Annotated in this window: 15 protein-coding genes; 10 read left to right on the top strand and 5 right to left on the bottom strand. The window is 72.2% G+C overall.

Annotation, left to right across the window (positions count from 1 at the left end; all coding sequences use genetic code 11):
* Positions 1 to 80 precede the first annotated feature (80 nt).
* The 3 genes from BCL76_RS07750 (at position 81) to BCL76_RS07760 (ending at position 3,041) form a co-directional block, all read left to right on the top strand.
* Positions 81 to 743, top strand: coding sequence for a TetR/AcrR family transcriptional regulator (locus BCL76_RS07750; RefSeq protein WP_109778752.1), 663 nt, complete (start codon positions 81 to 83; stop codon positions 741 to 743).
* Between the two features lie 219 nt (positions 744 to 962).
* Positions 963 to 2,114, top strand: a complete 1,152-nt coding sequence (locus BCL76_RS07755) for an alpha/beta hydrolase (RefSeq protein ID WP_375137896.1) — start codon at positions 963 to 965, stop codon at positions 2,112 to 2,114.
* A 66-nt stretch (positions 2,115 to 2,180) separates the two neighbouring features.
* On the top strand, positions 2,181 to 3,041 hold the full coding sequence (locus BCL76_RS07760; RefSeq protein WP_109778753.1) for a DUF4429 domain-containing protein: 861 nt from the start codon (positions 2,181 to 2,183) through the stop codon (positions 3,039 to 3,041).
* 23 nt (positions 3,042 to 3,064) lie between these two features.
* Here BCL76_RS07760 and BCL76_RS07765 read toward each other — a convergent pair whose 3' ends face one another.
* Positions 3,065 to 4,087 (bottom strand): aldo/keto reductase, encoded by a 1,023-nt coding sequence (locus BCL76_RS07765; RefSeq protein WP_109778754.1) that lies wholly within the window; start codon positions 4,085 to 4,087, stop codon positions 3,065 to 3,067.
* A complete protein-coding gene (locus tag BCL76_RS07770) occupies positions 4,084 to 4,482 on the bottom strand; it encodes a MerR family transcriptional regulator (protein WP_109778755.1) in 399 nt (132 codons plus the stop codon). Before BCL76_RS07770 ends, BCL76_RS07765 begins: the two co-directional genes overlap by 4 nt.
* A gap of 78 nt (positions 4,483 to 4,560) precedes the next feature.
* Between BCL76_RS07770 and BCL76_RS07775 the strand changes: the two genes are divergently transcribed.
* The gene (locus tag BCL76_RS07775; protein WP_109778908.1) at positions 4,561 to 5,379 is read left to right on the top strand and encodes a serine hydrolase domain-containing protein; all 819 of its coding nucleotides are present in this window, start codon (positions 4,561 to 4,563) and stop codon (positions 5,377 to 5,379) included.
* Here the strand turns inward: BCL76_RS07775 and BCL76_RS07780 are convergent.
* Entirely contained in the window at positions 5,376 to 6,056 is a 681-nt protein-coding gene (locus tag BCL76_RS07780) for a pirin family protein (RefSeq protein ID WP_109778756.1), read from the bottom strand. The genes BCL76_RS07775 and BCL76_RS07780 overlap by 4 nt on opposite strands.
* A 92-nt stretch (positions 6,057 to 6,148) precedes the next feature.
* On the opposite strand from BCL76_RS07780, the gene BCL76_RS07785 reads away from it, so the two are divergent.
* From BCL76_RS07785 to fabF, 5 genes are all read left to right on the top strand, one after another.
* Positions 6,149 to 7,366, top strand: a complete 1,218-nt coding sequence (locus BCL76_RS07785) for a PucR family transcriptional regulator (RefSeq protein WP_109778757.1) — start codon at positions 6,149 to 6,151, stop codon at positions 7,364 to 7,366.
* Between the two features lie 83 nt (positions 7,367 to 7,449).
* A complete protein-coding gene (locus BCL76_RS07790; protein WP_109778758.1) occupies positions 7,450 to 8,373 on the top strand; it encodes an ACP S-malonyltransferase in 924 nt (307 codons plus the stop codon).
* Positions 8,374 to 8,392: 19 nt separating this feature from the next.
* Positions 8,393 to 9,397, top strand: a complete 1,005-nt coding sequence (locus BCL76_RS07795; RefSeq protein ID WP_109778759.1) for a ketoacyl-ACP synthase III — start codon at positions 8,393 to 8,395, stop codon at positions 9,395 to 9,397.
* A 57-nt stretch (positions 9,398 to 9,454) separates the two neighbouring features.
* Positions 9,455 to 9,703, top strand: a complete 249-nt coding sequence (locus tag BCL76_RS07800; RefSeq protein ID WP_030009997.1) for an acyl carrier protein — start codon at positions 9,455 to 9,457, stop codon at positions 9,701 to 9,703.
* Between the two features lie 79 nt (positions 9,704 to 9,782).
* The gene (gene fabF, locus BCL76_RS07805) at positions 9,783 to 11,060 is read left to right on the top strand and encodes a beta-ketoacyl-ACP synthase II (RefSeq protein WP_109778760.1); all 1,278 of its coding nucleotides are present in this window, start codon (positions 9,783 to 9,785) and stop codon (positions 11,058 to 11,060) included.
* A 64-nt stretch (positions 11,061 to 11,124) separates the two neighbouring features.
* Here fabF and BCL76_RS07810 read toward each other — a convergent pair whose 3' ends face one another.
* Positions 11,125 to 11,619 carry a DUF3145 domain-containing protein gene (locus BCL76_RS07810; protein WP_030757646.1) on the bottom strand — a complete coding sequence of 165 codons (495 nt, stop codon included), beginning with the start codon at positions 11,617 to 11,619 and terminating at the stop codon, positions 11,125 to 11,127.
* 249 nt (positions 11,620 to 11,868) lie between these two features.
* On the opposite strand from BCL76_RS07810, the gene BCL76_RS07815 reads away from it, so the two are divergent.
* Positions 11,869 to 12,768, top strand: coding sequence for an SGNH/GDSL hydrolase family protein (locus BCL76_RS07815; RefSeq protein ID WP_109778761.1), 900 nt, complete (start codon positions 11,869 to 11,871; stop codon positions 12,766 to 12,768).
* An 87-nt stretch (positions 12,769 to 12,855) separates the two neighbouring features.
* On the opposite strand, the gene BCL76_RS07820 is transcribed toward BCL76_RS07815, so the two are convergent.
* Entirely contained in the window at positions 12,856 to 15,306 is a 2,451-nt protein-coding gene (locus tag BCL76_RS07820) for a beta-glucosidase family protein (protein ID WP_109778762.1), read from the bottom strand.
* Positions 15,307 to 15,410 lie beyond the last annotated feature (104 nt).

The following is a 15,410-nucleotide window of genomic DNA, read 5'->3' on the forward strand; positions in this document are numbered from 1 at the left end:
GGCTCAACGAGGCGGTCGCCACCCCACCGGTCACCGGTACGCTGACCGCCCACTCGGCGTCAGAAGGGAGCCCCGCGGTGATGATCGACGAGCGGTCGGCGACGGCCGCGCCGGTGACCGGACTACGCGAACGCAAGAAACGCCGTACCCGGAACGCGCTGCTGCGCGCCGCCCTCCTGCTGTTCCTCTCCCAGGGGTACGAGCGCACCACCGTCGACGAGATCACCGACGCCGTGCACGTGTCCCAGCGCACCTTCTTCCGGTACTTCGCCAACAAGGAGGAGGTCGTCTTCGCCCTCCAGGAGCTGGTCGAGTCCCGGTTCGTCGCCGAACTGCACGCCCGGCCGGCCGCCGAGGGCCCCTTCGAGGCCCTGCGGGGCGCGGCGCTCGCGGCCTGGGACACCGTCGAGGTGGCCCTGTCCGAGGTGGTCCCGGTCGATCTCTACATGCGCAGCTACCGGCTGATCGAGTCCACCCCGGCCCTGCTCGCCGTGCACCTGCGGCGCTCCACGGAGCTGGAGGAACGGATCTCCCGGCTGATCGGCGCCCGCGAGGGTCTGGACGTGGACGCCGATCCGAGGCCGCGGGTCGCCGTCGCCGCGTTCTGCGGCGTGATGCGCGTCACAGGGCGGCTCTGGGGGCGGGGCGAGGACACGAGTGTGGAGTCGATCCGGAGACTGACGGAGACGTACCTCGATCGGATCGGCCCGGCGCTGACCTCCAGTTGGCGCGGGTCCGCGTAGCCCGGTGGCCCGCGCGGCCGCCGGCGCCGGCGCGTCGGCGGGTCGCCCGGTCGGACCTCACGCGGTCCCACGGTCGGCCGTGAGTCCGGTCACCTGGCACGTCCTTGGCGTAAGACGTCTCATAGGCTGGTCACAGTGAACGTGCCCGGCCTTGCCCACCCCACCGCCCTCGGCGCCGACCCGCGCCCTGCCGCCTTGCGTGCCCTGCTCGCGCTGGCGGTGGTCTTCATCATGCTGGCGACCACCGGCTGGACGGCCGTTCACCGGCCGGAGGAGGGCACCCCGATGCGGGTCTCCGCCCTCGGCGCCTGGGCCAAGGCCCGGGTCGACGGCCGCCCGGTGCCGCCCGCAGACGCCCCCGCCCGGACGGTGGCCCGTTTCTTCGCCGGCCTCGGCGGTGCCGATCGCGCCCGACTCGCCGACGGTTACCCGCTCGTCGTGGGCAATCTCGACGGGGCCCCCGCGGCGGTCCGCTACCGGGCCAACCTGCAGGGCCTGGAGCAGGCGCGCCAGGTCGAGGAGGCCCGTAGCCGGGACGTCTCGCTGACCCCGGCCGACCGGTCGACGGCCACTCGGCGTTCCCACCGCTTCGCCTCGCTCGCCGAGCCCGGCCGGCAGATCCTCGCCTTCGACCCGACCGGCAACGGCCGCGTGGCCGAGGTCTTCGGTGACCTCTCCGGGGCCGAGCGGGTCTCGGTGATCGTCCCGGGTGTCGACACCGACGTCCTCACCTTCGAGCGCACCCAGCGCCGCCTGACCTCTCCGGTCGGCATGGCCGAGTCCCTGTACGAGGCGCAGCGCGCGGCCGAGCCGGACAGCCGGACGGCGGTCATCGCCTGGGCCGGCTACACCGCGCCCACCGGGGTCGGCGTGGACGCCGCCACGGGCCGGATGGCCGTCGACGGCGCCGTCCTGCTGAAGGCCCTGACCGCGGCCCTGCCCGGGGACGCGAGCGTGGCGCTGTTCTGCCACAGCTACGGATCGGTGGTCTGCGGGGTCGCGGCGCACGAGCTGCCGCGCCGGGTGACCGACGTGGTGGTGGCGGGCAGCCCCGGGATGCGCGCGGAGAACGTCGCCGGGCTGCACACCTCGGCGCGGGTCTGGGCGACGCGCGACGAGGGCGACTGGATCGCGGACGTTCCGCACCTGGAGGTCGGCGGCCTCGGCCACGGCGCCGATCCGGTGTCCCCGGCCTTCGGCGCGCGGCTGCTGTCCTCGGCCCGGGCCAAGAGCCACACCGGCTATTTCGCGCCAGGTACTGACTCGATGGACAACTTCGCCAAGATCGGAACCGGCGCGTTCGGTTCCGTTGTCTGTGCGACCGGGAACGATGCGTGCCGACGCGGGATTTCCGGGACAGAGCAGGACTGACGCGCGTAGAGGCGTGGAAATCGGCTCCCGCAACCGGGGGGACGCGCGGGGGCGCCGCCGTTTACGATGTGCCGCATGGGTGACGTACTGGCCGGAAATCATGCCGTCTGGGAGTTCGAATCGGACTCGGTGCTCATCCGCTTCGCACGGGGGATCAGAACGCCGAGGCTGCCGAGACTCTGGCATGCCCTGGGCTCGCGCCGGATCCCCCTCGAAGCGGTGTCCGCCGTGGAGGTGACCGTGACCGGCGGCAAGCGGGACACGGTGGTCCTGCATGCCCGGCCGCGGCCGGGCGCGGACCCGCTGATGGAGGCCGCCGCCGGGCAGCTCAAGGAGGTCTGCGACCCGTACCGGCTGGTGCTGCCCGCCGACAAGGCGCCGGCCGCCGCCGCGTTCGCCGACGCGCTGCGGTCCCGGCTCGGGCCCGACGCCGCCGAGCCCTCCGACCGCTTCCTCGTGGACGTGGCGCAGCCGCCGCTGCGCCTGAAGGCGTACGACGCCCGGGTGGACTTCGACGGCTCGGCGATCACCTTCCACTGGTCCCGTACGGGCGCCTCCAGCACCAAGTGGAAGGCGGGCGACCAGCGCTTCCCGCTGGCCGCCCTCTCCGGCGTCGAGTGGTCCTCCCCGGAGGGCCCCGGCGGGCACCTTCGGCTGCTGCTGCGGGACACCACCGGTGACCCCCGCCCGGACCACGACCTGGCGGCGGCCGTCTTCGGCACGGGCTACGGGGCGGTGCACGAGTCGCTGCCGTTCGCCGCGGCCGTGCTCGCCGCCCTGCGGGCCCGTACCCCGGTCGCCTCGGTGCCCCGGGCCCGCTCCGGCGACGACCGGCTGCGCCACCTGAGCGAGCTGCACACGGCGGGGCTGCTCACGGACGCGGAGTACGCGGCGCTGCGGGACCGGTTCGCCGCCGAGTCGCTCTGAGCGGGGCCCGGCGGCCAGACGGCCTAGACCTCCCGGGCCACCGAGGTGGAGCTCATGTCCGGGTAGCGGTCCCCGGCCACCTGCGCGGCGATCGGCTCCAGCAGGTCCAGCTCGGCCTGTGTGAGGGTGATCCGGGTCGCCCCGGTGTTCTCGCGCAGCCGTCCGGGCTTGCGGGTGCCGGGGATCGGGACCACGGTCAGCCCGTGCACCTTCGCCCGCTGCTGCACCCAGGCCAGGGCGATCTGCGCCGGGGTCGCGTCGTGCTGCTGGGCGATCTCCCGGACCGGGACCAGCAGCTGCGCGTTGGCCTTCGCGTTGTCGCCGTTGAACCGCGGCTGGTGGCGCCGGAAGTCGTCCTGGGACAGCTCCGCGGAGGCGTCGGCGAAGGAGCCGGTCAAGAAGCCGCGGCCGAGCGGGGAGTAGGCGGCGATGGCCACGCCCAGCTCCGCCGCCGCGCCCACCGCGCTGCGCTCCACGTCCCGGCTGAACAGCGACCACTCCGACTGGAGCGCCGCGATCGGGTGCACGGCGTGCGCCTCGCGCAGCTCCGCCCCGGTGACCTCGCTCAGGCCGAGGTGGCGCACCTTGCCCTCGTCGACCAGTTCCGCCATGGCACCGACCGACTCCGTGAAGGGCACCGCCGGGTCGCGCCGGTGCATGTAGTACAGGTCGATGACGTCCACGCCGAGCCGGCGCAGGCTGGCCTCCACGGCCGTGCGGATGTAGGCGCGGTCGTTGCGGACGCCCCGGTGGCGCGGGTCGTCGGAGCGCTCTATCGCGAACTTCGTCGCCAGCGTGATCTCGTCCCGGTGCGCGGCCACGAAGGGTGCCAGGAACTCCTCGTTGCGCCCCCGCCCGTAGACGTCGGCGGTGTCGAAGAGGGTGACCCCGGCGGCCAGCGCCGCGTGCAGGGTCTCCCGGGCCGCCGTTTCGTCGGTGTCGCCGTAGAACTCGCTCATGCCCATGCAGCCGAGGCCCTGGACGCCGACCTGCGGGCCGCCCTTGCCGAGCTCGACCTGTTCGAGGGTGGTGCCGTGCTCCGTCATTGCTGTGCCTTCCCCGATACCGATTTCATGGCGTAAAGATCGATCTTGTAATCCAGTACGGCGAGCGCGTCCGTGAGCTCCGTGATGCGCGAGCGCACCTCGCGGCGCGTGCGTTCCAGCAGCTCCCGGCGTTCGTGCGTGGTGTGCTCGCCCTCACGGACCAGTTCGGCGTACCGCACCATGTCCGCCACCGACATCCCCGTGGCCCGCAGCTTGCCCACGAAGGCGAGCCAGTCGAGGTCCTTGTCGGTGAAGCGCCGCTGCCCCGAGTGGGAGCGGTCCACGTGCGGCATCAGACCGATCCGCTCGTACCAGCGCAGGGTGTGCTGGGTCAGACCGGTCCGGGCCTCGACCTCGCTGATCGTGTACCGCGTCTGCGTCAGGCTCTGGCTCATGACTCCACGCTAAAACCCTTGAGTGCACTCCAAGCAAGTAGGCTCGGCGGCATGGACAGCGTGGAGGCCGAGAACGGCATGGAAAGCCTGCGGATCATCGAGACCTGGCCGGTGCCGACCGCCGCGGCGGCCGTCGTACGGGCCGACGGGAGCCTGGCGGGCTCCCACGGGCCCGTGGACCACCGGTTCGCCCTGGCGTCGGTCACCAAGCCGCTCGCCGCGTACGCCGCCCTCGTCGCGTACGAGGAGGGGGCGATCGAGCTGGACGAGCCGGCCGGGCCCGAGGGCTCGACGGTCCGTCACCTGCTCGCGCACACCAGCGGTCTGGCCTTCGACGAGCACCGGGTGGCGGCTCCGGCCGGGCAGCGCCGGCTGTACTCGAACGCCGGTTTCGAGGAGCTCGGCGACCACATCGCCAAGGCCACCGGCATCCCCTTCGCGGAGTACCTGCACCAGGCGGTCTTCGAGCCGCTGGGCATGACCCGGACCGCCCTGGAGGGCTCGCCCGCCAAGGACGGCGTATCCACCGTCGCCGACCTGCTCCGATTCGCCGCCGAGCTGCAGGCGCCGCGGCTGCTGGACGTCCGTACGGTCGCCGAGGCTACCTCGGTCGTCCACCCCGGGCTCAAGGGCGTCCTGCCGGGCTACGGACACCAGTCCCCCAACGACTGGGGCCTCGGCCTGGAGATCCGCGACCACAAGTCCCCGCACTGGACGGGCGTTTCCTCCTCGCCGCGCACCTTCGGCCACTTCGGCCAGGCCGGCACCTTCCTGTGGGTGGACCCGGACGCGCGCGCCGCGTGCGTGGCCCTGACCGACCGCCCCTTCGGCCCGTGGGCGGCCGAGGCCTGGACCCCGTTCACCGACGCGGTGCTGGCCGAGCTGCGCTCCCGCTAGGGAGCCGGAGCCGGAGCCGGCGGGTCGGGGAACTCCCAGATCAGCAGCTCCCCCGGGGATCCGGCGACGACCTCCAGGTCCCGCTCGGCGGTGATGCGTACCGAATCCCCGGGGCCGAGCTCGGCCCCGTCCAGGCGCAGGTCCCCGCGCACCACGTGCAGGTACACCCGCTCCGCCGCGGGTACGGCGACCCGCTCGCCCGCGCCGGGCCGCCGGACGTGCAGTACGGCGCCGGCCGCGGGGACCTCGTAGGGCGTGGCGTCGGCGATCTCCCGGACGACCCCGTACGAGGGCTCGCCGCCCGCGGTGAGGGGCGCGAGCCACATCTGCACGAAGCGCAGCCGTCCGGTGCCGTCGTTGCGCTCCACGTGCCGGGCCCCGGATCCGGCGCTCAGCCGCTGCACGTCCCCGGGTCGCACCACGCTCTTCTCGCCGGTGCTGTCGTGGTGGGTGAGTTCGCCCTCGATCACCCAGGTCACGATCTCGGTGTGGCTGTGGGGGTGCTCGTCGAAGCCGGCACCGGGCGCGAGGGTCTCCTCGTTGCAGGCGAGCACCGGACCGAAGCGCAGGTTGTCCGGGTCGTAGAAGGCGCCGAAGGAGAAGGCGTGCCGGGTGGTGATCCCGGAGGCCGGGTCCCCGCCCTCGTACCGGTCGGCGCCGGGGCGAACATCAATCATGGACGCCACGGTAGACCCCGCCGGGGGCCGGGGCGCGGGCCACGGGCGGGACCGGACTCCGCGTACCCGTCCCGATAAGGCAGTCTTGTCACGTGTCCCAACCCGAACGTGAGCATTCGCCCGCCACACATGCCGCGCACCACGCTCCCGCCCATCCGCACACCGCGACGCTCCGCCGACTGGAGAAGTCCGCGGGCCGGCTGGCCGCCAACGCGATCGCGCGCATGGACGAGACCCTGCCGTGGTACCGGGCCATGCCGCCCGAGAACCGGTCCTGGATCGGCCTGGTCGCCCAGGCCGGTATCGCCGCGTTCACGGAGTGGTTCAGGCACCCGGAGACCCCGCAGGCCATCTCCACCGATGTCTTCGGGACGGCTCCGCGCGAGCTGACCCGGGCGATCACCCTGCGGCAGACCGTCGAGATGGTCCGCACCACGATCGAGGTCATGGAGGCCGCGATCGAGGAGGTGGCGGCCCCGGGGGACGAGTCGATCCTGCGCGAGGCGCTGCTGGTGTACGCCCGGGAGATCGCCTTCGCGACCGCCCAGGTGTACGCGCAGGCCGCGGAGGCGCGCGGGGCGTGGGACGCCCGGCTGGAGTCCCTGGTCGTCAACGCGGTGCTGTCCGGCGAGGCGGACGAGGGCGCGCTGTCCCGGGCGGCGGCGCTGGGGTGGAACTCCCCCGAGCACGTGTGCGTGGTGCTCGGCACCGCGCCGGAGGGCGACAGCGAGCTGACGGTCGAGGCGATCCGGCGCGCGGCCCGTCACCACAAGCTCCAGGTCCTCACGGGTGTGCTCGGGGACCGGCTGGTCGTCATCGCGGGCGGCAGCGACAACCCGATCCAGGTGGCGAAGTCGCTGATCGGACCGTTCGCGGCGGGTCCGGTCGTGGCCGGACCGGTCGTCGCCGACCTGCTGAACGCGACGAAGTCGGCGCAGGCCGCGGCGGCCGGGCTGAAGGCCTGTACGGCGTGGCAGGACGCTCCGCGGCCGGTCCTGGCGGATGATCTCCTGCCGGAACGTGCGATCGCCTCGGATCCGGCCGCCAGGGAACAGCTGGTGGAGGAGATCTACAGACCGCTCGAGGAGGCGGGGTCGGCACTGCTGGAGACCTTGAGCGTCTACCTGGAACAGGCGAGCAGCCTGGAAGGGGCGGCGCGCATGCTGTTCGTGCACCCCAACACGGTGCGCTACCGGCTGCGACGTGTGACCGACGTCACCGGATGGTCGCCGTCCGATGTCCGATCGGCGTTCACGCTGCGGATCGCCCTGATTCTGGGGCGTCTGGCCGACGGTGACCCCCAGTCCTAGACTTTTGTCGGACATCAACAATTACCCCGACGGTTCTTCGTCCCTGTCCCCACGGGCGTCAGGGACCATCCACAAGAGAGAGTGTGAGGGTGCTCGTACTCGTCGCTCCCGGCCAAGGCGCTCAGACGCCCGGCTTCTTGACTCCCTGGCTCGAACTTCCCGGTGCCGCAGACCGCGTCGCCGCATGGTCGGACGCCATCGGGCTGGACCTTGCCCACTACGGCACGGCCGCTGACGCCGACGCGATCCGTGACACCGCGGTGGCCCAGCCCCTGCTGGTCGCCGCGGGTCTGCTGTCCGCGTCCGCGCTCGGTTCCCCGGCCGTCTTCGGCGCCGTCGCGGGCCACAGCGTCGGTGAGATCACCGCCGCCGCCTATGCCGGCGTGCTGTCCGAGGCCGACGCGCTGTCGTTCGTCCGGACCCGTGGCCTGGCCATGGCCGGGGCCGCCGCCGCCACCGAGACCGGCATGGCCGCGGTCCTGGGCGGCGACCGGGACGTGGCCGTCGCACACCTGGAGAAGCTGGGTCTGACGCCCGCCAACATCAACGGCGCGGGTCAGATCGTGGCCGCCGGCACGATGGAGCAGATCGCCGCTCTGGAGGCCGACAAGCCCGAAGGCTCCATGAAGGTCGTCGCCCTCAAGGTCGCGGGCGCCTTCCACACGCACCACATGGCCCCCGCCCTCGCGACGCTGGAGAAGGCCGCCGAGGCCCTCACCCCGGCGGACCCGGCGCTGAAGTACGTCTCGAACAAGGACGGCCTTGTCGTCACCACGGGCGCCGACGTCGTCGCCCGCCTGGTCGGTCAGGTCGCCAACCCGGTCCGCTGGGACCTGTGCATGGAGACGTTCGCCGAGCTGGGCGTCACGGGAATCATCGAGCTCTGCCCCGGTGGCACCCTGACGGGTCTGGCCAAGCGCGCGCTGAAGGGCGTACCGAACGTGGCGCTGAAGACCCCGGACGATCTCGACAAGGCCGCGGCGCTCGTCGCCGACCTGACGGTCTGAGAGAAGGAGCCCACACAGCATGTCCAAGATCAAGCCGGCCAAGGGCTCCCCTTACGCCCGCATCCTCGGTGTCGGCGGCTACCGCCCGACCCGTGTGGTGCCCAACGAGGTCATCCTCGAGACCATCGACTCGTCCGACGAGTGGATCCGTTCCCGCTCCGGCATCGCGACCCGGCACTGGGCCTCGCCGCAGGAGACCGTCGCCGCGATGTCGGTGGAGGCCTCGGGGAAGGCGCTGGCCGACGCCGGTGTCGCCCCGGAGCAGATCGGTGCCGTGATCGTCTCGACGGTCTCGCACTTCAAGCAGACGCCGGCCGTCGCGACCGAGATCGCGCACCGGATCGGCGCGGGCAAGCCCGCGGCGTTCGACATCTCCGCGGGCTGTGCCGGTTTCGGCTACGGCCTGACCCTGGCCAAGGGTCTGGTGGTGGAAGGTTCTGCCCAGTACGTGCTGGTCATCGGCGTGGAGCGGCTCTCGGACCTGACCGACCTGGAGGACCGCGCGACGGCCTTCCTGTTCGGTGACGGCGCCGGCGCCGTGATCGTCGGCCCCTCGGACGAGCCGGCCATCGGCCCCACGGTGTGGGGTTCGGAGGGCGACAAGTCCGAGACGATCAAGCAGACCGTGCCGTGGGACGAGTACCTCGGCAAGGACGGCGGCGAGAAGTTTCCGGCCATCACCCAGGAGGGTCAGGCGGTCTTCCGCTGGGCCGTCTTCGAGATGGCCAAGGTGGCCCAGCAGGCGCTCGACGCCGCCGGGATCACCGCGGACGACCTGGACGTCTTCATCCCGCACCAGGCGAACATGCGGATCATCGACTCGATGGTGAAGACTCTGAAGCTGCCGGAGCACGTCACGGTCGCCCGTGACGTGGAGACCACCGGCAACACCTCGGCCGCCTCGATCCCGCTCGCTATGGAGCGGCTCCTGGCGACCGGAGCGGCGAAGAGCGGCGACACCGCGCTCGTCATCGGCTTCGGGGCGGGACTCGTCTACGCCGCGACGGTCGTTACCCTCCCCTAGGGCCGGGATCCACATCCCACCCTGTTCCACATCAGTCAGCTAAAGAAGGAGCGCCACATGGCCGCCACGCAGGAAGAGATCGTCGAAGGTCTCGCGGAGATCGTCAACGAGATCGCCGGTATCCCCACCGAGGACGTCGCGATCGAGAAGTCCTTCACCGACGACCTGGACGTCGACTCGCTCTCCATGGTCGAGGTCGTCGTCGCCGCCGAAGAGCGCTTCGACGTCAAGATCCCGGACGAGGACGTCAAGAACCTCAAGACGGTCGGCGACGCCGCTGACTACATCCTGAAGCACCAGGCCTGAGCCTGACGAGCGTTTGTCGCCACCTGGCGGTGGCGCCGTGACAATTCAGCACCCCCTGAGACGTGGAGAAAGAATTCCTGTGAGCCCGACCAATCGCACCGTGGTCGTCACCGGTATCGGCGCAACCACTCCGCTGGGTGGCGACAGCGCTTCGACCTGGGAAGGTCTGCTTGCCGGCCGTTCCGGCGTCAAGCCCCTGGAGGGCGAGCGCTTCGCCGAACTCCCGGTACGCATCGCCGCTCGGGCCGCCGTCGACCCGAGTGAAGTCCTGCCCCGACCGCTGGCCCGCAAGCTGGACCGCTCGGCGCAGTTCGCCGTCATCGCGGCCCGTGAGGCATGGGCCGACGCCGGTTACACCACCCCGGCCGGCGAAGAGACGCAGGAGGGCGCCTTCATCGCGCCCGAGCGTCTGGGCACCGTGATCGCCTCCGGCATCGGCGGTGTCACCACCCTGCTCGACCAGTACGACGTCCTGAAGGACAAGGGCGTGCGCCGGGTCTCCCCGCACACCGTCCCCATGCTCATGCCGAACGGCCCGTCGGCCAACGTCGGCCTGGAGGTCAACGCCCAGGCGGGCGTGCACACTCCGGTCAGCGCCTGCGCGTCCGGCGCCGAGGCCATCGGCTACGCCGTCGAGATGATCCGTACCGGCCGCGCCGACGTGGTCGTCGCGGGCGGCACCGAGGCGGCGATCCACCCGCTGCCGATCGCCGCGTTCGCCAACATGATGGCGATGTCCAAGAACAACGAGAACCCCGAGCAGGCCTCCCGTCCGTACGACAAGGGCCGTGACGGCTTCGTCCTGGGCGAGGGCGCGGGCGTCGTCGTCCTGGAGTCCGCCGAGCACGCCGCCGCGCGCGGTGCCCGGGTCTACTGCGAGGTGCTGGGCCAGGGTCTGTCCGCGGACAGCCACCACATCGCGCAGCCGGAGCCGACCGGCCGCGGTGTCGCGGCCGCGGTGCAGAACCTGCTCGACAACACGGGTCTCGACCCGGCCGAGCTGGTCCACCTGAACGCGCACGCCACGTCGACCCCGCAGGGTGACACGGCCGAGCTGAAGGCGCTGCGCAAGGTGCTGGGCGACCACCTCGACCACATCGCGATCTCCGCGACCAAGTCGATGACGGGTCACCTGCTGGGCGGCGCGGGCGGTATCGAGACCGTCGCGACCGTGCTGGCGCTGCACAACCGGCTGGCCCCGCCGACGATCAACGTCGACGAGCTCGACGAGGACATCGACGCGGACATCGTCGTCGGCGAGCCGCGCAAGCTGCCGGCCGACGGCCCGATCTCCGCGATCAACAACTCCTTCGGCTTCGGCGGCCACAACGTGACCCTGGCATTCCGCACGGTCTAGTACGTCCGAGCTACGCGAAAGGCCCACCCGGTCGATCCGGGTGGGCCTTTCGCGTAGCCGGCGGCTAGACCACCTGGTGGAGCCAGCGGACCGGGGCGCCCTCTCCCGCGTAGCGGAAGGGCTCCAGTTCGTCGTCCCAGGGCTTGCCGAGCAGCTTGGCGATCTCCGCCTCCAGGTCGGTCTCGCCGCTCGCGGACCGGGCGAGGGCGGCGCGCAGCCGATCCTCCGGGATCAGGATGTCGCCGTGCATGCCGGTGACGGCGTGGAAGATACCGAGCTCCGGGGTGGAGCTGTAGCGCTCGCCCTCGGCGGTCGGGCAGGGTTCCGCGGTCACCTCGAAGCGCAGCAGGTGCCAGCCGCGCAGCGCGGAGGCGAGTTTCGAGGCGGTGCCCGCCTCGGCCTGCCAGGAGAACTCGGCTCTCCAGGTGCCCGGGGAGGCGGGCTGTCTGATCCAGTCGAGGTTCACCCGCACCCCGAGCACGCCCGCAACAGCCCATTCCACGTGCGGGCAGAGCGCGCGCGGTGCGGAATGCACGTACAGAACTCCACGTGTCGTCACCGGGACCTCCAGTGTGGGACGAGGTCGGGAATAAACTCCAGAAAACGGACAGTATGTGACGTGATGTAATGTAACGGAAATTATTTGACATTGCGCTACGGGACCTGCGGCCGAAACGCCACGGGAAAAAGCTACCGTGCGCCAGGGGTCATGGTGTGACGTACGGTCGCTACAAGACCCGTAAACGCAGAGCTTTCACTCAGCAGGACCCCCCGAACGATGAGGGGACGACAAAGAGGGGCCCTTCCCATGCGCACCACCGCTCCGCGCCCCCGCGCGCGCCGGACGCTCGCGGGCGCGGGCGCGGCGGTCGTCCTGTTGGCCGGGGCGGCCACCGGGTGCGACTCGGGCGGGTCGGGCGAGCAGGGCGGCGAACGCGGGGCGCAGAGCGCACCGCGCTGGAACACGAAGCCCACCTCGATCGCCGCCGTCGGCGACTCCATCACGCGCGGGTTCGACGCCTGTTCGGTGCTGGCCGACTGCCCGGAGGTCTCCTGGGCCACCGGGAACGACCCGACGGTCCGCTCGCTGGCCGCCCGGCTGCTCGGGGACGCCGAGGTGCCCGCCCGGAGCTGGAACTACGCGGTGACCGGCTCGCGCATGGCGGACCTACCGGCGCAGCTCGCCGGGGCCGCCGCTCACAAGCCCGACCTGGTCACGGTCATGGTGGGCTCGAACGACGCCTGCCGGCCCACGGCTTCGTCGATGACCTCGGTGGCGGATTTCCGGTCCGGATTCGAGAAGGCGATCGCGGACCTGCGGGCCGCCTCCCCCGCCTCCCAGGTGTACGTCTCCAGCGTGCCGGACCTGCAACGGCTGTGGGAGCAGGGCAAGGACCTGCCGATGGTGCGGCAGATCTGGAAGCTGGGCATCTGTCAGTCCATGCTCGCCGATCCGCTGTCGGCGGCCACGGGGGCGACGGCCCGGCGCGAGCAGGTGCGGGCGCGGGTGGTGGAGTACAACGAGGTGCTGCGCGAGGTCTGCGCGAAGGACGCGCTGTGCCGCTACGACGGCGGCGCGGTGTTCCAGTACCCCTTCGCGGCGGATCAGTTGAGTCGCTGGGACTGGTTCCATCCGGGCAAGGACGGACAGGCGCGGCTCGCGGAACTGGCGCACCGCCAGGTGACGGCGGCCGAACCGCCGCGTTGACGCCTCGGCGTGCGAAGGGTCCGGGGGCGGGAGTCAGGGCCCGCCCCCGGACCGGTTCTCAGGGGTGCTTTCCGGCCATACGGCGTGTCACGCGAGGTCGAGCGTCGCGGTCAGGCGGGTGTCTGCGTGCGAGTGGCTCGCGCGGACCTCGTAGGTGCCGCCGATCCGCCGCCAGCCGCCGGTCGCTTCGTCCCAGATCTCGAAGGCCCGGGCGGGCAGGGCGATCTCGGTCTCGACGCTCTCGCCGGGGCCCGCCGCCACACTCGCGAAGGCGGCAAGCCAGCTCGTCGGACGCTCCACGTCGTCCCGCTCGGGCGCCAGGTAGACCTGGACGACCTCGCGGCCGGGGCGGGCGCCGGTGTTGGTGAGGCGGACCCGGACCGTGTCGGCGGTGACCTCCAGGGAGTCGTACGTCCAGTCGGTGTAGCCGAGTCCGTGCCCGAAGGGGTAGCCGGGGGTCACGCCGTGCTTCTCGTACGCCCGGTAGCCGATGAAGAGCCCCTCGCCGTACTCCAGTCGCCCGTCGGTGGGGACGACCTCGGTGACGGGCGCGTCCGCGAACCGCGCGGGCCAGGTGGTGGGCAGCCGGCCGCCCGGCTCCACGTCGCCGAGGAGTACGTCGGCCAGCGCGGCCCCGCCCTCCTGTCCGGGGAACCAGGTCAGCAGGACGGCGGCGACCTCCTCGCGCCACGGGAGTTCCACCGGGGAGCCCGCGTTGACGACGACCACCGTGTTCGGGTTGACGGCGGCGACGGCGCGCACCAGGTCGTCCTGGCGGCCCGGGAGGGCGAGGTCCTGGCGGTCGAAGCCCTCGGACTCCACCCGCTCGGTGGTGGCGACGACCACGACGGCGGTGTCGGCCTCGCGCGCGGCGGCCACGGCCTCGGCGATCAGCTCGTCGGCGTCGCGCCGCGGGCCGAGGTGGAGCAGCGAGAACATGATCGCCCTGAGCGGCAGCGCGGACATGTCGGGGACCTGGAAGGTCAGGGACACCTCGACGGGCTCGCCCGCGGTGAGGGTGAGGCGGGCCCGCTCGTTCGGGGCGCCGAAGAAGGCCTCGAAGGGGTCGGCCTCGTTGCCCATCTCCTGGACGCCGCTCCACAGGGTCTCGCCGCCGACGGCCAGGGCGAAGGCGCCGAGTCCGCGGGTGCCGAAGGCGTGCTCGCCGCTCTCGCGCGGCACGAACGTACCGCGCACCTCGATGCTCGCCATGGTCTCGTACGTGACCCCCGCGGGCAGGTCGTCGCCGATCCACTGGACCTGGCCGGAGGGCAGGCCGCCCTCCCCGAGGACGGTCCCGGAGGCGTCGCGGCAGACGGCGTGGAGCTCGAAGCCCTGGCCGGCGGGGGTGAGCTCGTCGGAGGGGTCGGCGCCGACGCTGAAGGTGAGGGCGCCCTCGGGGAGGGCGGCGGTGAGGCCGTCGAGCGGGGCGATCAGTCGTTCGGGGAAGACGGTGGCGCTGCCACCGCCGAGGATGCGGGCGTCGCGGGCGGCGGCGCCGGACAGGGCGACCGTGCCGCCGGCGGCCGCGTCCAGCGGCAGCGCCCCCTCGTTGCGGACCAGGACGAAGCCGCGGGCGGCGAGCTCGCGGGCCAGCGCCTGGCCGTCGATCGGGGCCGGGACGTCCGCGACGACGGCGGGGGCGCCCTCCAGGACGCCGACGCGGGCGGCGAGGCGCAGGACGTTGCGCACGGCGTCGTCCACGGCGGACTCGGGGACCTCGCCGGCGCGGACGGCCTCGGCGAGGGCGGGACCGTACACGGTGGTGGGGCCGGGCATGGCCACGTCCAGGCCGCCCAGGATGTCGCCGGTGGTGGAACGGGCGGCCATCCAGTCGGAGACGTTGCAGCCGTCGAAGCCCCACTCGGCCCGCAGCACCTCGTTCACGAGGTACCGGTGCTCGCTCATGGTCGTGCCGTTGACCTGGTTGTAGGCGGTCATGATGCCCCAGGGGTGGGCGTTCGCGACGATGGCCTCGAACGGCGCCAGGTACAGCTCGCGCAGCGGGCGCGGGGCGATGACACTGTCGACGGTGAACCGGTCGGTCTCGGCGTCGTTGCCGACGAAGTGCTTGACGGTGGTGCCGACGCCGCCGTCCTGGACGCCGTTCACATAGCCCGCGCCGACGGCGCCGGTGAGGTACGGGTCCTCGGAGTAGCACTCGAAGTGCCGGCCGCCGAGCGGGGAGCGGTGCAGGTTGACGGTGGGCGCGAGGAGGACGTGCACGCCCTTGCGGCGGGCCTCCTGGGCGAGGAGCCGGCCGGCGCGGCGGGCGAGCTCCGGGTCCCAGGCGGCGGCGAGCGCGGTCGGGGACGGCAGGGCGATGGACGGGTCGTCGGCGGTCCAGCGGACGCCGCGGACCCCGATGGGTCCGTCGGAGAAGACCAGGGACTCCAGTCCGACGGCGGGGACGGCGGGCAGGGCCCACATGTCCCGGCCGGCCAGCAGCCGGGCCTTGGTGTCGAGGTCCAGTTTGCCCAGTGCCGCCTCGACGGCGTCGTTGCGGCTCTGTTCGCGGACCTGATCGGCATCGGTCACGGCCGTGCCTCCTCGTTGAGTGCGGTGCGGTGCGGTGCCCCCATCGTGGACCTGTTACCTGTTGAACGGTAGGGTTCGTAATGTGTTCGTGATATTCGGATGCC

This window comes from Streptomyces sp. CG 926 (genome assembly GCF_003148825.1).
GTDB lineage: Bacteria > Actinomycetota > Actinomycetes > Streptomycetales > Streptomycetaceae > Streptomyces.